The organism is Streptomyces paromomycinus (assembly GCF_003865155.1).
Lineage (GTDB): Bacteria > Actinomycetota > Actinomycetes > Streptomycetales > Streptomycetaceae > Streptomyces > Streptomyces chrestomyceticus.
Genome location: NZ_BHZD01000001.1, coordinates 7,045,166 through 7,064,070 on the forward strand (window position 1 = coordinate 7,045,166; position 18,905 = coordinate 7,064,070).

Here is an 18,905-nt window from a genome sequence, read left to right on the forward strand (position 1 = left end):
ACCGCAACCACGCGATCAACCGTGCCGCTCACGGGAAGGTGCCCAGGCCATGGCCGTCATCCACCAGACCACCCTCTCGCCCACCAAGCTGGAACTCCTCGCCCCCTGGCTCCCCGCCCAGCCCTGGTACGCGGGCGACGGGGCCGCCCCGGACCTGACCAAGGCCGGCGGCTTCCGGCTGGACGACCCGGAGGGCGAGGTCGGCATGGAGTTCATGGTGGCCACCGACTCCTCCGGAGCCGGACCGGTCCACTACCACGTCCCGTTCACCTACCGGGGCGCACCGCTGCCCGGCGCCGACCACGCGCTGATCGGCACCCTGGAGCACGGCGTACTCGGCAAGCGCTGGGTCTACGACGGCACCCACGACCCGGTCCTGGTGGCCCAGCTCTTCGCCCTCCTCACCGGCCGGGCCGAGGCCCACGCCCAGAGCGTCAACGACGCCCTCGACCCCACCGTCCACGCGCAGCTCACCGGCACCGGCCACGGCACCGTAGCGGGACCCGCCGCGGTGACCCCGGCCCCGTCCGCCACCGACATCCTCGTCCGCTCCACCCGCCCCCTGCTCCTGCGCGTCCACCGCGTCCTGACACCGGGCGGGACCGACGGCGGGGCCACGCAGGGGTACCTCAGCGCGACGTGGACCGGGCCGGCGGGGGAGCAGGCGCGCGGAGTGTTCTTGACGGTGCACGAGGCGTCGGACTGAGGCCCGCGGAGGCGCACGCCATGCCGTGAAAGCCGGGTGGGCCGCGCTCACCCGCCGAGCGGCGAACCGAGCAGCCAGTTGCCCGGGGCGTCCGGGTCCGGGCTGAGGTAGAACTCCTCGATGGCCCGGCGGAACTCGGCGTGGCTGATGACGCCGTCGCCGTCGAGGTCGAGCCGCTGGAACGCCGGGCCCGAAGTCTCCTGGGGGATGTGCAGCGCCTCGTACATCCGGACGTACTCGTCGGTGGTGAGCACGCCGTCGCGGTCGGTGTCGAGGGCCTGCATGAGGGCGTCGACGATCTGGAGTACGACGTGCTCGAAGGTCTTCGGGTCGGTGACGTGCGAGTGCATCAGGTCGATGAAGGGCCGGCGGCCCACCCGCCCTTCCTCGTCCGTGCCGCCCGCGTCGCGCAGAATCTCCCACCACCGGCCGAACGCCTCGCGCAGCGCGGCCCGGTTCTCGTGGTCCTCGGGGCGGGCCACCGCCATGAACAGCCCGGCCATCACCTCGAAGTCCTCATGGGTGAGCCAGCCGTCCTCGGTGCGGTCGAACCAGTCGAAGAGCATGCTGAACTTGCGGTCCAAGGCGTCGGTCGCCATCGCACCCACCGTCCTTCCGCGGGGCGTCAGGGGCGCGTTCCATGCAACTGCCGGGGCGGGGCGCGGTCAACGACGGTTCGGGTCAGGTTGTCCGGTGGGGTGGGTACTGCGGGCCGGCGTGGCGTTCTGCCACTGGTCGCAGCCGTGTTAGCCGGGTGTTAGTGGAGCGGCAGTCCTGCGCTAGTGATCCCGGACAGAGTGGGTGATGTTCCGAGAGACACGACGTCACCGACTGCCCCGGGGGTTCGAAATGAGCGCCATCACCACCGTCCGCACCGCTCGTCGCCGTACGCTGCGGGTCGCCGCCGCGGCCCTGGTCGCAGCGGCCGGCCTGTCCCTGACCGCCTGCTCCGGCTCGGATGCCACCGGCACGAAGGCCGCGGGGCAGACGGACATGGACACAGTGGCCGAGTCCCGCGACGCGGGTTCGTCCGCCGGAGCGCAGGGGGCCGAGACCGAGGCGGGCGCCGGTTCCGAGGCGGAGGGCAAGGCCGGAGCCGTGGGCGAGCAGGCCGCCAAGCCCAAGGCGGGTGCCCCGGTCCGCACCGTGCCCCTGGCGGACGGCATCAGCAAGGCGGAGATCCAGCGGCTCGGCGACCAGCACTACCGGGCCAAGATCGTCGCCCGTGGTGACGTCCTCGCCACGCTGGAGACCAGCGGGCACGACGCCGGGCTGGACGCCAACGACATGTTCGTCGTGCTGTCGCTGGACGGCACGGTGCACTCCTGGACGGGCGGCGGACACCAGGGGCCGGGCACCTTCAAGCTGGCGGGCGGCTGGACGGCCAAGGTCACCAAGGCCGGCGAACTGCGCTACCGCGCGCAGATCCTCGGCAGGGGAGGCGTGGTGTACGGCACGGTCGAGGCGAACCAGCAGGACGCCGGGGTCGTCGCCAACGGCGTGTACATCGTGCTCAGCAGTGGTGGGGTGATCAGCGCCCACGCGTAGCCGCCGGTGCTCGCCGACGATCATGCCGGTCCGTCACCGCTGAGCACTGAGCACTGAGCGCTGCCCGTCGTCCGGCGGGGAAGAGCTGCGCTGATGCGCGGCCGAGAGAGTCCGCGTCCCGGTCTGACCAACCGGGGCGCGGACTCTTCGCGGTTCCGGTGCCGTCCGCCGGGGCCGTCCCTTGCCGAGGAGTTCCCCCAGGAACGAGGTGGGGCCGTAGCGGCCGCGGGGCTGTACACCCCGCCGGGCGCGGCGCTTTGGTGGTGGGGACCGCCGTAGCGCCGTGGTTCGGGCCCGCCGTAACACCGTTGCAATCTCTTGCGCAAACTCTTGCAACAATCAACCGTGGCGGGTAGAACAACGGCTGAACACCTCCCACCCCCTCAGGAGGAACCATGGCCCCCGACCGCCCCCGGCGTCCCGCGCGCAGACCCATGGCCGCCGCGCTCGCGCTCCTCTCCGGCGCCGCGGCGGCCGTCCTCGCCCCGCCGCCGCAGCCCGCGAACGCGGCGCCGCCCGGGGCGAAGGACGTGACCGCCGAACTCTTCGAGTGGCGCTACGAGTCCGTCGCGAAGGAGTGCACGACCACGCTGGGGCCCGCCGGTTACGGCTACGTGGAGGTGTCCCCGGCCACCGAGCACATCCAGGGCGGACAGTGGTGGACCTCGTACCAGCCCGTCAGCTACAGGATCGCCGGGCGGCTCGGTGACCGGGCGGCCTTCAAGGAGATGGTGGACACCTGCCACGCCGCCGGGGTGAAGGTGGTCGCGGACGCGGTGATCAACCACATGGCGGCCGGGTCGGGCACCGGCACCGGCGGCTCGCCGTACACGAAGTACGACTACCCGGGGATCTACCAGCGCCAGGACATGGACGACTGCACCGGGCCGATCACGGACTACCGCGACCGCTGGAACGTGCAGCACTGCGAACTGGTCGGCCTGGCGGACCTGGACACCGGCGAGCCGTACGTCCGGTCCCGGATCGCCGGGTACCTGAACGACCTGCTGTCACTCGGCGTGGACGGGTTCCGGATCGACGCGGCCAAGCACCTGCCGGCGGACGACCTCGCCGCGATCAAGCGGCAGTTGAAGAATCCTTCCGTCTACTGGAAGCAGGAAGCGATCCACGGGGAGGGCGAAGCAGTCTCCCCGACCGAGTACCTGGGAAACGGCGACGTACAGGAATTCCGGTACGGCCGCGACCTCAAGCGCGTCTTCCAGAACGAGAAACTGGCCTACCTGAAGAACTTCGGCGAGGGCTGGGCGTACCTGCCCTCCGCGCGGTCCGGTGTCTTCGTCGACAACTGGGACACCGAGCGCAACGGCTCCACGCTCAGCTACAAGAACGGCGCGGACTACACCCTCGCCAACGTCTTCATGCTGGCCTGGCCGTACGGAGCGCCCGACGTGCACTCGGGGTACGAGTTCTCCGACCACGACGCGGGGCCGCCCAACGGGGGCGCGGTCAGGGCCTGCTGGCAGGAGGGCTGGAAGTGCCAGCACAACTGGCCCGAGATCCGCAGCATGGTCGCCTTCCGCAACGCGACCCGCGGCACGGCCGTCACCCACTGGTGGGACAACGGCGACGACGCCATCGCCTTCGGACGCGGCGACAAGGGCTACGCCGTGGTCAACCACGAGGGCAGCGCGCTGACCCGCACGTTCCAGACCTCGCTGCCGGCCGGCACGTACTGCGACGTCCAGAGCCGCAAGCCGGTGACGGTGGGCGGCGACGGGCGTTTCACCGCCATGGTCGCCCCGAACACGGCGCTGGCGCTGCACGTCGGCGCGCGCAGCTGCGGCTGACCCGCGCCCGAGGCCCGAGGTCCGCGCCAGAGACCCGACGCCCGAGGTGGTGGGCCGGGGCGCCCCCGGCCCACCGCGCACGTTCCGAACGTCCTGAAGGAGTCCTTACGTGAGGCGCACCCTCCGCCGTACCGTCGCAGCCGTGGCCATGGCCCTGTGCGCGGCCGTCCTGCCCGCCCCGCTCTCCGCGAACGCCGCACCGCCACCGGCTCCCGCCACGGCGGCGGCCCAGTGGATCGACCGCGACACTGTGGTCTGGAAGGACGCCCGGCGGGCGGACGCCCGACTGGAGTTCGGGACGGAAGGGGAGGGGCCGGGGGTACGGCGGATACGGCTCACGCCCAGCGCCCTGACCCCGGACGAGCAGGCCGCGTACCCGCATCTGCGGAACTTCCCCGCGTTCGCCGTCGACCCGCGGGACCGGAAGTTCACCCTCACCGCGCTGCGCGACCGGCTCGTCGCCGTCCAGCCGGACGCCGGCGGGCGGCGCGTCAGCACCGGCGTCCAGATCCCCGGCGTACTGGACGACCTGTACGCCCCGGCCGCGGCCGGGACGCCGCTCGGCCCGGTCTTCCGGCGCGGCCGCCCCACCCTCTCCGTCTGGGCGCCGACCGCCCGCACCGTCGCGCTGGAACTCGACGGCCGTACGGTCCCGATGCGGCGGGACGACGCGAGCGGCGTGTGGCAGGCGCGGGGCACGCGCGGCTGGGCGGGCAAGCCGTACCGGTACGTCGTGACCGTCTGGGCGCCCACCGCCGGCCGCTTCGTCACGAACAAGGTCACCGACCCGTACGCGACCGCCCTGACCGCCGACTCCACCCGCAGCCTCGTCGTCGACCTCGCCGACCCGCGCCTCGCGCCGAAGGGGTGGGACCGGCTCAGGAAACCCGCCGCGGTGCCGCTGAACCGGGCCCGCATCCAGGAACTGCACATCCGCGACTTCTCCGTCGAGGACCGCACGTCGCGCCACCCCGGCCGCTACCTCGCCTTCACCGACCGCCGCTCGGACGGCATGCGGCACCTCAAGGCCCTCGCGGACGCCGGCACCTCGTACGTCCACCTGCTGCCCGCGTTCGACATCGCGACCATCCCGGAACGGCGCTCCGACCAGGCCCGCCCGGACTGCGACCTGGCGGCGCTGCCCGCCGACTCCGAGCGGCAGCAGGAGTGCGTCGGCAAGACCGCCGCCCGCGACGCGTACAACTGGGGGTACGACCCGTTCCACTACACCGTGCCGGAAGGCTCGTACGCCTCCGACCCCGACTCGCCACGGGCCCGGACCGGTGAATTCCGCCGCATGGTGCAGGGCCTGAACGGCGCCGGACTGCGCACCGTCATGGACGTCGTCTACAACCACACCGCCGCGAGCGGCCAGGACGCGCTGTCCGTACTGGACCGGATCGTGCCCGGCTACTACCACCGGCTGTTGGACGACGGCTCCGTGGCCACCTCCACCTGCTGCGCGAACACCGCGCCGGAACACACGATGATGGGCCGGCTCGTCGTCGACTCGGTCGTCACCTGGGCCCGGCAGTACAAGATCGACGGTTTCCGGTTCGACCTGATGGGACACCATCCGAAGGCCAACATCCTCGCCGTACGCAAGGCCCTGGACGCGCTGACCCCCGCCAAGGACGGCGTGGACGGCAAGGCGATCGTCCTGTACGGGGAGGGCTGGAACTTCGGCGAGGTCGCGGACGACGCGCGCTTCGTGCAGGCCACCCAGCGGAACATGGCGGGCACCGGAATCGCCACCTTCAACGACCGCGCCCGCGACGCCGTACGCGGCGGCGGCCCCTTCGACGCGGACCCGCGCGTCCAGGGCTTCGCCTCCGGCCTCCACACGGACCCCAACACCTCGCCCGCCAATGGCACTCCGGCCGAACAGCGCGCGCGCCTGCTCCACTACCAGGACCTGCTCAAGGTCGGCCTCACCGGCAACCTCGCCGACTACACCTTCACCGACACCACCGGCCGTACGGTCAAGGGGTCGGACGTCGACTACAACGGCAGCCCGGCCGGGTACGCCGCCGCCCCGGGCGACGCCCTCGCCTACGCCGACGCCCACGACAACGAAACGCTCTACGACGCACTCGCCTACAAACTCCCCCCGGGCACCCCGGCCGCCGACCGCGCCCGTATGCAGGTCCTCGCCCTGGCCACCGCCGCGCTCTCCCAGGGCCCGGCCCTCTCCCAGGCCGGAACGGACCTGCTCCGCTCCAAGTCCCTGGACCGCAACTCCTACGAGAGCGGCGACTGGTTCAACGCCCTGCACTGGAACTGCCGGGACGGCAACGGCTTCGGACGCGGACTGCCGCCCGCCGCCGACAACAAGGACAAATGGCCGTACGCCCGGCCGCTGCTCGCCGACCCCGCCCTGCGCCCCGGCTGCCGGCAGATCACCGACGCCTCCGCCGCCTACCGCGACCTGCTCCGCATCCACGCCACCGAACCGGCCTTCGGGCTCGACAGCGCCAAGGCCGTACAGGACGCGCTCTCCTTCCCCCTGTCGGGGACGGAAGAGACACCCGGCGTCGTCACCATGCGGCTCGGCGAGCTGGTCGTGGTCTTCAACGCGACGCCGCAGCGGCAGCTCCAGCACCTGCCGTCACTCGCGGGCAAGCGGTACGGCCTGCACCGCGTGCAGGCGCGCGGCGCGGACCCGGTGGTGAGGACGGCCTCGTACGAGAAGCGGACGGGGACGTTCGGCGTCCCGGCGCGGACGGTCGCGGTGTTCGCCGCGCGGTGAACGGCCCCGTTCCTCACGGGCGGCCGCCTCGCACGGCCGCTGTCCGTCACGTCATGGGGCCGTCCATGGGCCGCCCTGCCCATGGACGGCCCATCCCGCCGATGGCGGTGCCGGGGCCTGTTTCCCCCGTGGATCGTCCCCCATGGTTCCCCCATCCGTCCGCCGCAGCGGACTCCATGGGCCCCCGTGATCCCGTGCCCTCAGGCCCCGGTGACACCACTGTGCGCCGTCCGGGAATTGTCCGAAAGCCCTGGCGGCGCCGGACAAAAGGCCGTACAACCCGTCCCGGTTGCGCGCCGGACCGGCGCGCGCCGGTGAAGTGCGCCGGGTGTGCGCCCCCTGCGCCCGCGCCTACGCCCCTGGTCCGAGCACCCGCTTCTCCAGCAGCGTGACGCTGTACCTGCTCCCGTCCGAGCCCTCCTTCGCCCGCTGCTCGCCGACGACCCGGTAGCCCGCGCTCTCGTAGTACGGCCGCAGCCGCGGATTGCCCGACTTGCAGTCGAGGCGGCTCAGCGGACGGCCCGCCTCGGCGATCCGCCGCTCGGCACGGGCCAGCATCGCGCGGCCGGTGCCCGCCGGCGCCCGGTCGCGGTCGACCATCAGCCGGTGCAGATACCCCGCGGCGGGCGGCTGCGGCCCCCAGGCGGGCAGATCCTCCCACCACAGCTCCCAGGCACCGGCGACCTCCCCGCCCACCTCGGCGAACCAGACCTCGTCCTGCTTGATCCGCAGCCGGAAGTGGTCCGCGTCCCGCTCACCCGGCGCCCACTGGTCGATGCCCCGGCCCTGCATCCAGCGGGCGGCGCCGTCGTAGAGCGCGACGAGGGCGGTCACGTCGGCGTCGGTGTCCGCGGCGAGGCGGAAAGTGATCGTTTCCATGCGCGGATTGTGCCGCAGGGGCGCCGGAACGGTCCCGTCCGGCTCAGCCCGGCTGCGGTGCCAGCGCCATCAGCCGGGTCAGCAGATCGCCGAACGGCCCGTCGGAGGGCTCGTCGGCCAGCACCCGGCCCAGGACCGCGGCCATCTCCGCGTCGTACGCGGCGCTCACCGCCGCCAGCGCCGCGAAGTCGTGCACCAGCTGGCGTTCCAGTTCACCGCGCGCGATGGCACGGCTGTCGAGCCAGATCAGCGCGGTGGTCTCGGCGAGCGAGATCCAGGAGCGGACCACCAGTTCCATGCGCGGAGCGGGCTCTTCCACCCCGAGGTGGGAGAGGATCTGCTCGTACGCGGCCTGGCGCACCCCGTCGATCATCGCGCTCGTCCGGCCGGACCCCACACCCTCCATCGCGCCGATGGACGGGCCGCCGCGCATCAGCGCGGAGAAGCCGGGGCCGTGCTCGTCGACGAAGTCGAAGAACCGTTCCATCACGCGGAGCAGCCGGGCCCCGAGCGGTCCCTCGTGCGGTTCCACGAACCGGGCGGCCAGCTCGTCGGCCGCCCGGCGCAGCGCCGCCTCGTACAGACTCTGCTTGCCCGGGAAGTAGTGGTAGACCAGCGGCCGCGAGATGCCCGCCGCCTCGGCTATCTCGTCGATCGAGACCTCTTCCGGTGCCCGGTGGCTGAACAGGCCGAGCGCCACGGCGATCAGCTGTTCACGTCGCTCCTCGACACCCATCCTGCGGCGCGCCCCGTTGGTCATGCGCACACCCTAACGACCGGGGACGTACCGCGGAATCGAGTGACCGGAGGCCGGACGGCGGGGACCGGCCCGGCTTGGAAGCGAGCGGCCGGGGCCGGACGGCGGCGACCTGCCCGGCCCGGCGCACGGACGTCAGAGATCGAGCACCAGACGCTCCCCCCGCGCCCGCGAGACGCAGATCAGCATCGAGTCGTCGCGCTCGGCGTCGGTCAGCAGTTCGTCGCGGTGATCGACCTCGCCGGAGACCACCCGCTGCTGGCAGGTGCCGCAGAAGCCCTGCTCGCAGGAGTACGGGAGGTTCGGCAGGGCCTGCTCGCGGATGGCGCGCAGGGCGCTGCCGTCCGCCGGGACGGTGACCGTGCGGCCGGTGCGCCGCAGCTCCACCTCGAACTCCGTGTTCTCGCCCGGCGCCGTCGCCGCGGCCGGTGCGAACCGCTCGGTGTACAGGGCCAGTCCGCGCGCCCCCTGCGGCAGCAGCCCGGCCACGGCGTCCATCAGCGGGTCGGGGCCGCAGCAGTAGACGGCGGCGTGCGGCGGGGCGTCGGCGAGTGCGCCCGCCAGGTCGGGCAGGCCGTCCTCGTCCTCGGCGACCACCGTCACCCGGTCCGACGCGGCGCCCGCCAGCTTCTCGATCTCCGCCAGGAACGGCATCGACGCGCGCGTCCGCCCGCCGTACACCAGCCGCCACGGCACGCCCTCGGACTCGGCCTGCCGCAGCATCGGCAGGATCGGCGTGATGCCGATGCCGCCCGCGATGAACAGGTAGGCGTGGCACTCCTCCAGCCGGAAGCGGTTGCGCGGCCCGCGCACCTCGACGGTCGTGCCCTCGTGCAGCTGCTCGTGCACCTCGCGCGACCCGCCCCGGCCGTCCTCGATCAGCCGTGTCGCGATGGTGTACGAGCCGGTGTCGGCGGGGCTGCCGCACAGTGAGTACTGGCGTACGGCCCCCGAGGGCAGCACCACGTCGAGGTGGGCCCCGGGCTCCCAGCCCGGCAGGCCGTCGCCCTCCAGACGCAGCCGTACGACGCCTTCGGCCTCCTCCGCGCGCTCCACGACCAGCAGGCGCAGGGGACCGGAACGGTCCCGCCTCCGGCCGGAGACGGGCCGTTCCAGCGCGGGCATCGGCCACAGCGGCGACCGGCCGATGCGCCGGCGCAGGGCCCGCTGGACGACCAGCGCGGCTCCGGCGGCGACCAGGACCGTACGTATCCGGGGGAGGGACGGCATCTCAGGCGGCTCCTGTCGGGTGCTGTGTCGGCTGCTGCGTCGCATGGTGCGCCGGGTGCTGTGCCGGACGGGCCTCGGCGGCGGTCGCGGCGGGGGAGCCGGCCAGATAGGCGGCGGCCTGCTCGGTACTGCCGTACCGCGAGGGGTGATAGGTGCGGCTGAGGTACTGGGGGACGAGGCGGGCCATGGCGCCGGGCGCGGGCAGTACGCCCTCCCGTCCCGCGCGGAAGAACTCCCTGAAGCTGGCCTTGCCGTCCGGCAGCGAAGGGTCGTTCTCCATGAAGAAGCGGGTGCCGCGCTGCCAGAGGAAGACGAGCGCGGAGAAGGCGGTGGCCCAGGTCCGCACCCGGCGCCGGTACCCGCCGTCCACGTGCAGGAACAGGTCGAAGGCGACCGAGCGGTGCTCGACCTCCTCGGCGCCGTGCCAGCGCAGCAGGTCCAGCATCGTCGGATCGGCGCCCCTGGCGTCCAGCGCCTCCGCGTTGAGCACCCAGTCCCCGAGGAAGGCCGTGCAGTGCTCGATCGCGGCGATGATCGCGACGCGTTCCATCAGCCACCACTGGCTCGCCCGTCCCGGGGGAAGTGGGGGCACCGCCCACGCGTTGAGCAGTGGGGGACGGTCGCCGAGCAGCTTCTCGAAGAGCCAGTCGACCTGCGCGGTGTACGGGGTCGGGTCCAGCCCGAGCCGTTCGAGGTGCGGCAGCACGTCGTCGTGCGCCTGGGAGTGCATCGCCTCCTGGCCGATGAACCCGATCACGTCCTCGCGCAGCCGCGCGTCCCGGATCTGCGGCAGCACCTGCTTGTAGACGTGCACGAACCAGCGTTCGCCGGCGGGCAGCAGCAGGTGCAGCACGTTGATCGTGTGGGTGCTGTCCGGGTCGCCGGGTATCCAGTGCAGGGGGGTGTCCGCCCAGTCGAAGGCGACGTTGCGTGCCTTCAGCGGGGTGTGCTCGGACGCGACCGGCCGGGGCCGCAACGAGGCCGTATTAGACATGGCGTCAATGTACTGGCGGGTACGGGATCGGCAACAGGCCCCGGGCGGGGATTTTCCCCGGCGCCACCTGCTGCCCCGGCGCCACTTGCTGCCCCGGCGCCGTCCGTGGCCCCAGGGCTACCGCAGCCCCGTCACCCGCCCGCCGCTCCGCAGCTTCCCCGACAGCTCCGCCCGGGCGCCCGCCGTGGCCGGTACGGCCAGCTGCGAGCCCGCCGCGCGGCCGGTGACCTCGCCGCTCGCGCCGACCTCCGTCAGCTGCGCGCTGCCCGCGGCCACCAGCCACCACTGTCCGCCGGACGCCTTCCACAACACCCCGGCCAGCGCCCACGGCTCACGCGGGCCGCACCCCGGCCCGCCCTCGGACCGCGCCACCACCGTGCCCGGCGCGTACCGCCGTCCGCCCGGCGTCTGGACCTGCGCGAAGGTACGGCTGCCCGCGCCCCGCCAGGTCTCGGCGCGCGTGCACACCCACGTCGCGGCCCCGCCCCCGGCAGGCAGCTGCTGCTGGGCGAACGCCCAGGAGTTGACCGTACGGACGCCCTGGCCGCGCAGTCCGCCGAGGTGGCACGCCGTGCGCGCCCAGGCCGTACGCGCCTGCGGCCCGTCCGGTGTGCCGGGCCGGTCCGGAGGGCCGGACGTCAGCCGGGCCGGGAGCAGTTCGCCGAGGTCGGTGAAGAGACCGCCGTCCAGCCGCAGGGCCTGCCAGGCCGTGCAGGCGGTGGCCCGCGCGGGCGTCGGTACAGGACCGGTCGTGCCGTCCTCGCCGAGGGGCAGGCGGCGGGCCGCGCCGGTGGGGTCCAGCAGGTCGGCCAGCTCGGCGTGCTCGGTCCAGGGGGCGGTCAGGTAGCGGACGTTGCTGTCCGCGCGGCTGAGCACCAAGGCCGTGACGGAGGTGTCGTCCGCGCCGTCCGTGCGGGCGAAGTCCAGCGCCGCGCCGCCCGGACCGTCGGGGTCGTCCGCCGGTTCCGCGTAGCGCACCACGCGCAGCCCGTCGTACAGGAGCACCACCGCGGCACGGTCCGCCACACCCGCGTAGAGCAGTTGTGGCGGACCGGCCGCGGGGCCCTGCGCGGTGCCCGGGGTGGCCGAAACCTGCACGTCCGGGCCGGGCCTGGCCCACACGGCCAGCGCGCGCCGCAGCAGCGCCCGGTCGTGCGTACGGTCTCCCCGGGCGGGCCATGCCGACAGGCCCCGCCGCGTCGCGTTCCGCCATGTGCCGGCGGCGGCCCGCGTCACCTGGGCGGGGTCCAGGGCGGCCTGCGCTGCCGCGTTCTCGGCGTACGGGGGAGCCGCGGCGCCATCGGGGCCCCGCCCGCCGCCCGGCAGAGTCAGCAGCGCACCGCACACCAGCACCGCCGCCCCCGCCAGCGCCGCGCGCGCGTGCCTGCGGCGCCGCAGGAGGTCGGTGGGCCGGGCCTGGAGGGAACAGGGGTCGAACTCGGCGGATTCCAGCAGCGAACGGTCCCGGCCGCCCGCCGCCGGTGCCGCACCGGCCGCCGCGGCGAGCGCGCGCGGCACGTCCTCGGCCCCGGCCGCCTCCAGGACCGCCCGTACGTCCGCCTCACCCAGACCCTCCAGCGCGCGCAGCACATACGCCGCGCGGGCCGGTGCGGACAGCGCCGACAGCGCGCGGTACAGGGTGAGTTCGTCCATGCCGCCGGAACGGGGGAACAGTCGCAGGCCCCAGGCTTGGGGCAGCAGCGGCGGCATCGGGGGTACGGGCACCTCGCGGCGCAGCAACGGCACCCGCAACCGGGGGTTCTCGGCCGCCAGGGCCGCGCGCAGCACCCGCAGCCGCACCAGCGCGTACCCGGGGTCGGTGACCGGGCGGCCGGGGCGGCGCTGCGACGGCAGGGCGGGCGACTGCGCGGGAGTGTCCTTGCGCGGCAGCGCGCGCTGGACGACCGAGTGCGCCGTCAGGACCCGCCGGTTGCGCCCCAGCGTGGGCGGCAGGACCAGGTAGGCCAGCCGTGTCAGCCGCGGATAGTGCTCGACCAGGGCCGCCTCGGCCTGGTCGACACCGACGAAGGCGGCCGGGACGCCACCGGCGCCGGGATGCCGGGCGTCCGGACGGGCTGCTGTTGCCTGCTGCTGCTCCACGTTCCGTGAAACGAGGGAATCGTGGGATGGTCACTTCGCCCGGCGCGCGCCCTCCCGGACGACGGCGCGCGCCCCCTCGCGCCGGTACGGGCTCCCCGCCCGTACCGCTGCCGGCCCGCTACTGCGGGGGCTGCGCACGGTCCAGGTCGAACTCCCCGTCCCGGGCCCCCAGGACGAACGCGCGCCACTCCGCCTCGGTGTACCGCAGCACCACGTCCGGCTCCTTGGAATTGCGCATCGCCACCGCGCCCTGCTCCAGGAAGGCGATCTCCACCGCCTCCTCGGACTCGCCGGGGGCGCGCTGCCAGGTGGCGTCGGAGATGTCGAGGGCGTAGAGCCACTCCTTGTCAGCTGCGGCACTCATACGGTGAACTCCTCGCTCGCGGTCCGTACGGGTCTGCGTACGGATCGTCAGCGTACGCGGTGGCCGGATGAGCTTCCAGCGGTCCTCAAAGGTGTGCTGCAGGAGCCAGGTGGGGCGGGTGGGTTCAGCCGCGGTCCAGGTAGGCCAGCACCGCCAGGACCCGGCGGTTGTCGTCGTCGGACGGCGGCAGCGCCAGCTTCCCGAAGATGTTGGAGGTGTGCTTGGCGACGGCCCGTTCGGTGACGACCAGCTTGGCCGCGATGGCCGTGTTGGAGCGCCCTTCGGCCATCAGCTCCAGCACCTCGGTCTCCCGGGGCGTCAGCCGGGCCAGCGGCCGGTCCTGCGCCCGCCGGGACAGCAGCTGGGAGATCACCTGCGGGTCCATGGCCGTGCCGCCGGCGGCCACCCGCCGTACCGCGTCGATGAACTGCTCGGCGTCGAAGACCCGGTCCTTGAGCAGATAGCCGACGCCGCCGGTGCCGTCGGCCAGCAGCTCGCGCGCGTACAGCTGCTCCACGTGCTGGGAGAGGACGAGCACCGGCAGACCGGGCCGGGCACGGCGGGCGGCCAGCGCGCACTGCAGGCCCTCGTCGGTGAGGGAGGGCGGCAGCCGGACGTCGACGACCGCGACGTCCGGCTGCTCCTCGGCCAGCGCCCGCGCCAGGTCGGGTCCGTTGTCCACGGCGGCGGCGATCTCAAAATCGAACGCCTCCAGCATCCGTATCAGACCGTCTCTCAGGAGGAAGAGGTCTTCGGCGAGCACAACGCGCACGGGATCTCCAGCGTGACCAGGGTGGGGCCGCCCGCTGGGCTGCTGACGGCCAATATGCCGTCGAATGTACCGAGTCGCCGTTCGAGTCCGCGCAGGCCGGAGTGGTTACCGCCCTGGCCGGGCATTCCTGTACCGGTCCGGCTGGGCCCGTCCGCGCCGTCCGCGCCGCCCGCCGGCGGCAGGACCACGCCACCCCGGCCGTCGTCGCCGACGGTCACCCGCAGCCGCCCGTCGGCGTACTCCAGGTCCACCCACGCCCGTGCCGCGTCCGCGTGCTTGGCGGTGTTGGTGAGCAGCTCGCTCACCGAGAAGTACGCGGCCGACTCCACCGGCGCCTCCAGCCGGCCCGGAAGCCGCCCGGTGACCTCCACCGGCAGCGGCATCCGCAGGGCCAGGGCCCGTACGGCGTCGTCCAGCCCGCGTTCCGCGAGGACCGGCGGGTGGATGCCGCGCACCAGGTCGCGCAGTTCGGTCAGCGCCTGCGCCGAGGACGTACGGGCGCGGGCGACCAGCTCCTTGGCCTTGGCCGGGTCCCGCTCGATCAGCGCCTCGATGGTGCCCAGGTCCATGCCCATCGCGACCAGCCGGGCCTGCGCGCCGTCGTGCAGATCGCGTTCGATGCGGCGCAGCTCCGCCGCCGAGGCGTCCACCGCGTCGTGCCGGGTCTCGGTGAGCCGCTCCACGCGGGCCGCCAGCTCGGCCTTGGGCGGCGTGAGGAACACCGCGGCGAGGCGGAAGTGCAGGGGCAGCAGCTTCCCGTTGAAGAGGGAGAGGGCGAGAACCGCCGCGCCGAGCGCCGGCATCAGGGCCACTTGCTGCGGGTCCGAGGTGGACAGGAATCCGTACATCTGGCCGTCGAGGTCCGTACCGTTCCAGGCGAGCGCCGGGAGGACGAAGCCCTCGGCGCCGAATATGAGCAGCAGGGCCGGCAGCAGCGCCGTGAAGAACCCCGCCGTCATGTCCACCGGCAGCCACAGCAGCTCCCGCCAGGTGGTCAGGTCGCTCAGCACGTGCTGGCAGCGCTGCACCACACCGGGCAGGCCGGGCTGCCGGGCGGGCGGCGGCCGGTACCCGGACGGTACGCGCATCCCCGCCCAGTCGTGCGCCCACACCCGCCGCTGGTCGGCGAAGCGCCGGGTCAGCCGCACGACGAGCGGGGTGGTCAGCCAGCCGACGCCGATCGGCAGCAGGGCGAGCGAGATCAGGGTGAGCGAGAAGAGCAGGACCGAGCCCACCAGCGATACGACGGCGAGCCCGAGCCCGTGTGCTCCGGCAACCAGTGTTCGGCGGACCCTCATCCGTACGCTCCCTGCGCTTCACGCGCCCGGACGTCGGGCACGGGAACAGTCTGCCGGGTGGAGAAGACCAGGTCACTGGGTGCCACCCCCTGGCGGGGGTGTAGCTGGCACCACCGGGACCGGCCGGTGCCGCGGCCCGGTACCCGTCGCGTCCCGCGGGGTGCGGCGGCCCGGCCCTTCCCCCTGCGCCTCCCGTGTCCTGTCTCGTGCCCGCTCCCGTGTCCGCGACTTCTCCTCCCGCATCCGTGACCCCTGCCGGCCTCACCACGTCTCGACTTCCCCGGACGGAGAGCCCCATGAGCGTCCCCGCGACCGTGTCCGCCACCCCGCCGACCACCCCGCCGATCCCCGCCCCGGCCCCCGCACCGGCCACCCCGCCGGCCGCGTACACAACCTCGATCGCCGGCACACCGGACCGGATACGCGCCGCCCAGCGCCTGCGCCACCAGGTCTTCGGCGAGGAACTGGGCGCCACCCTGCACTCGCCCCTGGCGGGCCACGACATCGACCCCGTCGACGACCTCGCGGACCACCTGATCGTCACCGAGACCGCGACCGGCGACGTGGTCGGCACCTACCGGCTGGTACCGCCCGGACGCGGCGACCGCCTCTACTCCGACGGCGAGTTCGACCTGACGGCGCTGGCCGCGCTGCGCCCCTCGCTCATCGAGGCCGGGCGCTCCTGCGTCCACCCGGACCACCGCGGCGGCGCCGTCATCAACCTGATGTGGGCCGCGCTGGCCCGTTACACCCTGCTCTCCGGACACCGCTACCTGGCGGGCTGCGCCTCCGTACCGCTGGGGGACGGGGGCGCGGCCGCGGCCGCCGCCTGGGAGCTGGGCCGCACCCGGTACGCCGCGCCGCCCGGACTGCGCGTCTCCCCGCACCGCCCGTGGCGGCCCGCCGGGCCGGGCCCGGACGCGCGGCCGGACCTGTCGCTGCTCCCGCCGCTGCTCCGGGGGTACCTGCGGATCGGCGCGTGGGTGTGCGGACCGCCCGCGCACGACCCGGAGTTCGACGTCGCCGACTTCTTCGTGGTGCTGGACATGGAGCGCCTGAACGACCGGTACCGGCGCTTCTTCCTGGGCGATCAGCCGGGTGGGCCGTCCGGCTCGGCCGGGCCGTCCGGGAGCCGGGCGTGAGTACCTGGGACGTACGGTCCGAGTGCACCACGGGCTGTGCCGCGCACGCCGTGCCGCGCGTTCCGTTCACGGAGACGGCCCGGCGCTGCGCCGCCTTCGCGCAGGCCGCCGGCCGCGCGCTGCGCGACGGCGAGCGGATGGCCGAACCGGCGCGGCTGCGGGCCCACGCGCGCGCGGTGCTCGGCTCGATCGGGGTACGGCTCGTCGTGGAGACGGCGGGGGCGACGGAGACGGGGGAGACGGCGGCGGGCCTCTCGGTCCCCGCCGCGTCCCCTCCCCGCGGCACGCTCGTCGTCGCCAACCACATCTCCTGGCTGGACATCCCCGCCCTCCTCGCCGTCGAGCCGGTGACCCTGCTCGCCAAGCGCGAGGTCGGCGACTGGCCGCTGGTCGGCACCCTCGCCCGCCGCGCCGGAACCCGATTCATCGACCGCGACAGCCCACGGCAACTGCCCGCCGCCGTCGCGTCCTTGGCCGGCCTGCTGCGTTCCGGACGGTCGGTGGCCGCGTTCCCGCAGGCCACCACCTGGTGTTCGGTGGGGTACGGAGCCTTCCGGAGGGCCACCTTCCAGGCGGCGCTGGACGCGGGCGCCCCCGTACGGCCGGTGACGATCGCGTACGAGCAGCACGGGCTGCCCAGCACGGTCGCGGGCTTCCTCGGCGACGAGGAATTCCTGTCCTCCGTGCGGCGGGTGATCGGCGCACGCGGCCTGACGGTCCGCGTCACCGTGCACCCGCCGCTGCTGCCGCACCTCGGCGCGCACGACCGGCGCGCGCTGGCGGAACGCGCCCGCGCGGCTGTCATCACCGGGTCCGTCCCCGTACGTACCGGTCAGGCGCTCGGTACGTACTTGTAGCCGACGCGCCGTACGGTCACGATCGACGAGCGCAGGCCGGCGCCCAACTTGCGGCGCAGCCGGGCGACATGCACATCGACCGTACGGCCGTCGCCGACGTGCCCGTACCCCCACACCGTGGTCACCAGCTGGTCGCGGGTGTGCACCCGGTGCGGGTGCGCCACGAGGTGGGCGAGCAGCTCGAACTCCAGGTACGTCAGGTCCAGGGCCCGGCCGTGCACGTGCACGGTCCGCTGCTCGGGGTCGATGCGGACGTTCGCGTCACCGGTCGTGGCCGGGGCGGGGTCCGGCTCCCCGGCGGACACGGGCGGTACGGCCGCGGCCGGGACCTGTTCCGCCGGGACGAGCACGAGGTAGCCGACCATCGCCGGCTGCCCCGGGAGCGCCGGGAGGCTGTGCTGCGGCGCGGGGAGCCAGGTCGCGCCGGAGGTGAGCAGCTCGGCGACCGGCGGCAGCTCGTCGGGCGCCACGGCGCGCAGGCGCTGCCGCTGCCGGCCGGGCACGGCGGGGACGGGGGAGGCGGTGGCCGTCGCGGAGGTGGAGGCGGCGGAAGGGGCAGGCAGGGTACGGACGTTCGTCATGATCGTCAGCTCTTTCGCGCAGAGGGGCGTCGGGGGACGTCGTGCGCGCGGGCAGGGCTGGAGACGCGCTGGTAGGCGTCTGAGAGGCGTGTGCGGGCCCGCGCTCAGTGCGCGCGGCAACACAGACGGTCGAAGTGATGTCCCTGCCGGGACGGCCAGAAGGGCTCAAGGTCGCTGCGACCCGTCGCGGTGTCGGTAAGGCTGGCCATGCCCCCATTCAATCAGACAGCCGTTGATCTGTCCTTCACGCGGCCTGCGGACCGGTACGAAACGGACGGCTGCGCGGAGCTGCTGTACGGCGGCGGAGCAGGGCGACCGTACGGCGGATGCGCGGCTCCGCCGTACTGCGGCTGCGCGGGGCAGCGCGGGACGGGAGGCGCAGGGGGGCGGCCATTCGATGGCGGATCTTGAACGCGGCGCCCGCGCCCATGCCCAGCAGCAGCGCCGTCAGATGCCCCGCGTCCGTGAAGTCCCGCCGCCGGTGCAGGACCGGGCTCACGCCCAACGCCAGTACCCCCGCCGTGGCCGCCGCCCGTGCGCCGCGGTGCGGTACGGAGACGGCGAGCGCGCCCACCGTGGCGTAGAAGCCGTAACTCGCGCCCACGTCCACCGCCCGCTCGGTGTCGGGCGTGACCGCCTTGTGGGACAGCGCCCTGGCGGCCCGCAGCCCGCCGTACACGAGCAGGCTGGCGCCGATGTGTCCGGCGGCGAACATCCCGGCGGCGCGCCGGGTGCCCCACGCCGCCTCGGCCGTGCCGAGCGCTGCGAGCAGCGCGAGTCCGTACGGGACGGGCAGCGGACTCTCCACGAACACGGCGCTGGTGGCCAGCGTCCGCCAGCGGCCCGCCCGCAGGTTGTCGACGTTGGTGGAGTGCGCGCGCAGCAGCTCGGCGCGCTCCTGCGCGGGCAGCCGCGCGGTGGCGTACGCGCCGAGCTGGACGGCGCCGACGTACAGCGGGGTGAGCCAGGGGGCGTAGGCGGAGGACGCTTTCATGCCCTCCATCATCCCTGGCCGCAGGCCCTGCCGGCCGGACCGGCCCCGGGGCCTGGTCCAGCCGGCGGTCGGCCGGTGTCCGGCCGGTGCCTGTCAGTGTCTGCCGGTGTCTGCCGGTGTCTGCCG

General features: G+C 74.0%; 17 protein-coding genes. 6 read left to right on the forward strand and 11 right to left on the reverse strand.

Annotated features, from left to right (window positions below):
• Positions 1-49 precede the first annotated feature (49 nt).
• Entirely contained in the window at positions 50-706 is a 657-nt protein-coding gene (locus OEIGOIKO_RS30385) for a maltokinase N-terminal cap-like domain-containing protein (protein ID WP_125056719.1), read from the forward strand.
• A 47-nt stretch (positions 707-753) separates the two neighbouring features.
• Here the strand turns inward: OEIGOIKO_RS30385 and OEIGOIKO_RS30390 are convergent, their stop codons facing one another.
• Positions 754-1,305: an EF-hand domain-containing protein gene (locus tag OEIGOIKO_RS30390; RefSeq protein WP_125056720.1), complete on the reverse strand. Its 552-nt coding sequence runs from the start codon at positions 1,303-1,305 to the stop codon at positions 754-756.
• A 250-nt stretch (positions 1,306-1,555) separates the two neighbouring features.
• Between OEIGOIKO_RS30390 and OEIGOIKO_RS30395 the strand changes: the two genes are divergently transcribed.
• From OEIGOIKO_RS30395 to pulA, 3 genes are all read left to right on the forward strand, one after another.
• The gene (locus OEIGOIKO_RS30395) at positions 1,556-2,254 is read left to right on the forward strand and encodes a hypothetical protein (protein WP_125056721.1); all 699 of its coding nucleotides are present in this window, start codon (positions 1,556-1,558) and stop codon (positions 2,252-2,254) included.
• Positions 2,255-2,649: 395 nt separating this feature from the next.
• Entirely contained in the window at positions 2,650-4,062 is a 1,413-nt protein-coding gene (locus OEIGOIKO_RS30400; protein ID WP_125056722.1) for an alpha-amylase, read from the forward strand.
• A gap of 109 nt (positions 4,063-4,171) precedes the next feature.
• Positions 4,172-6,811 (forward strand): pullulanase-type alpha-1,6-glucosidase, encoded by a 2,640-nt coding sequence (pulA, locus tag OEIGOIKO_RS30405; RefSeq protein WP_170251920.1) that lies wholly within the window; start codon positions 4,172-4,174, stop codon positions 6,809-6,811.
• A 351-nt stretch (positions 6,812-7,162) separates the two neighbouring features.
• On the opposite strand, the gene OEIGOIKO_RS30410 is transcribed toward pulA, so the two are convergent.
• From OEIGOIKO_RS30410 to OEIGOIKO_RS30445, 8 genes are all read right to left on the reverse strand, one after another.
• Positions 7,163-7,690 (reverse strand): GNAT family N-acetyltransferase, encoded by a 528-nt coding sequence (locus tag OEIGOIKO_RS30410; protein WP_125056723.1) that lies wholly within the window; start codon positions 7,688-7,690, stop codon positions 7,163-7,165.
• A 43-nt stretch (positions 7,691-7,733) separates the two neighbouring features.
• Complete coding sequence (locus OEIGOIKO_RS30415; RefSeq protein ID WP_125056724.1) at positions 7,734-8,450, reverse strand: TetR/AcrR family transcriptional regulator; 717 nt, start codon at positions 8,448-8,450, stop codon at positions 7,734-7,736.
• Positions 8,451-8,582: 132 nt separating this feature from the next.
• Entirely contained in the window at positions 8,583-9,677 is a 1,095-nt protein-coding gene (locus OEIGOIKO_RS30420) for a PDR/VanB family oxidoreductase (RefSeq protein WP_125056725.1), read from the reverse strand.
• A gap of 1 nt (position 9,678) precedes the next feature.
• Positions 9,679-10,671 (reverse strand): metal-dependent hydrolase, encoded by a 993-nt coding sequence (locus OEIGOIKO_RS30425; protein ID WP_125056726.1) that lies wholly within the window; start codon positions 10,669-10,671, stop codon positions 9,679-9,681.
• 117 nt (positions 10,672-10,788) lie between these two features.
• Positions 10,789-12,771 (reverse strand): hypothetical protein, encoded by a 1,983-nt coding sequence (locus tag OEIGOIKO_RS30430; protein ID WP_125056727.1) that lies wholly within the window; start codon positions 12,769-12,771, stop codon positions 10,789-10,791.
• Between the two features lie 118 nt (positions 12,772-12,889).
• Complete coding sequence (locus OEIGOIKO_RS30435) at positions 12,890-13,135, reverse strand: DUF397 domain-containing protein (protein WP_031004234.1); 246 nt, start codon at positions 13,133-13,135, stop codon at positions 12,890-12,892.
• Positions 13,136-13,259: 124 nt separating this feature from the next.
• Entirely contained in the window at positions 13,260-13,907 is a 648-nt protein-coding gene (locus OEIGOIKO_RS30440) for a LuxR C-terminal-related transcriptional regulator (RefSeq protein ID WP_125056728.1), read from the reverse strand.
• Entirely contained in the window at positions 13,871-15,205 is a 1,335-nt protein-coding gene (locus OEIGOIKO_RS30445) for a sensor histidine kinase (RefSeq protein WP_125056729.1), read from the reverse strand. The genes OEIGOIKO_RS30440 and OEIGOIKO_RS30445 overlap by 37 nt, the downstream gene beginning before the upstream one ends.
• Before the next feature lie 296 nt (positions 15,206-15,501).
• Between OEIGOIKO_RS30445 and OEIGOIKO_RS30450 the strand changes: the two genes are divergently transcribed.
• Complete coding sequence (locus tag OEIGOIKO_RS30450) at positions 15,502-16,347, forward strand: GNAT family N-acetyltransferase (protein ID WP_125056730.1); 846 nt, start codon at positions 15,502-15,504, stop codon at positions 16,345-16,347.
• Positions 16,344-17,204, forward strand: coding sequence for a lysophospholipid acyltransferase family protein (locus tag OEIGOIKO_RS30455; protein ID WP_174857242.1), 861 nt, complete (start codon positions 16,344-16,346; stop codon positions 17,202-17,204). Before OEIGOIKO_RS30450 ends, OEIGOIKO_RS30455 begins: the two co-directional genes overlap by 4 nt.
• Here OEIGOIKO_RS30455 and OEIGOIKO_RS30460 read toward each other — a convergent pair.
• Positions 17,180-17,785, reverse strand: a complete 606-nt coding sequence (locus OEIGOIKO_RS30460) for a winged helix-turn-helix domain-containing protein (RefSeq protein WP_125056731.1) — start codon at positions 17,783-17,785, stop codon at positions 17,180-17,182. The two genes, OEIGOIKO_RS30455 and OEIGOIKO_RS30460, sit on opposite strands and share 25 nt — an antisense overlap.
• A 244-nt stretch (positions 17,786-18,029) precedes the next feature.
• Positions 18,030-18,779, reverse strand: a complete 750-nt coding sequence (locus tag OEIGOIKO_RS30465; protein WP_246177633.1) for a rhomboid-like protein — start codon at positions 18,777-18,779, stop codon at positions 18,030-18,032.
• Positions 18,780-18,905 lie beyond the last annotated feature (126 nt).

Coding starts and splice junctions, on each gene's coding strand:
- OEIGOIKO_RS30385 (WP_125056719.1), top strand. CDS start 50: ATGGCCGTCATCCACCAGACCACCCTCTCGCCCACCAAGCTGGAACTC.
- OEIGOIKO_RS30390 (WP_125056720.1), bottom strand. CDS start 1,305: ATGGCGACCGACGCCTTGGACCGCAAGTTCAGCATGCTCTTCGACTGG.
- OEIGOIKO_RS30395 (WP_125056721.1), top strand. CDS start 1,556: ATGAGCGCCATCACCACCGTCCGCACCGCTCGTCGCCGTACGCTGCGG.
- OEIGOIKO_RS30400 (WP_125056722.1), top strand. CDS start 2,650: ATGGCCCCCGACCGCCCCCGGCGTCCCGCGCGCAGACCCATGGCCGCC.
- OEIGOIKO_RS30410 (WP_125056723.1), bottom strand. CDS start 7,690: ATGGAAACGATCACTTTCCGCCTCGCCGCGGACACCGACGCCGACGTG.
- OEIGOIKO_RS30415 (WP_125056724.1), bottom strand. CDS start 8,450: ATGACCAACGGGGCGCGCCGCAGGATGGGTGTCGAGGAGCGACGTGAA.
- OEIGOIKO_RS30420 (WP_125056725.1), bottom strand. CDS start 9,677: ATGCCGTCCCTCCCCCGGATACGTACGGTCCTGGTCGCCGCCGGAGCC.
- OEIGOIKO_RS30425 (WP_125056726.1), bottom strand. CDS start 10,671: ATGTCTAATACGGCCTCGTTGCGGCCCCGGCCGGTCGCGTCCGAGCAC.
- OEIGOIKO_RS30435 (WP_031004234.1), bottom strand. CDS start 13,135: ATGAGTGCCGCAGCTGACAAGGAGTGGCTCTACGCCCTCGACATCTCC.
- OEIGOIKO_RS30445 (WP_125056729.1), bottom strand. CDS start 15,205: ATGAGGGTCCGCCGAACACTGGTTGCCGGAGCACACGGGCTCGGGCTC.
- OEIGOIKO_RS30450 (WP_125056730.1), top strand. CDS start 15,502: ATGAGCGTCCCCGCGACCGTGTCCGCCACCCCGCCGACCACCCCGCCG.
- OEIGOIKO_RS30460 (WP_125056731.1), bottom strand. CDS start 17,785: ATGACGAACGTCCGTACCCTGCCTGCCCCTTCCGCCGCCTCCACCTCC.
- OEIGOIKO_RS30465 (WP_246177633.1), bottom strand. CDS start 18,779: ATGAAAGCGTCCTCCGCCTACGCCCCCTGGCTCACCCCGCTGTACGTC.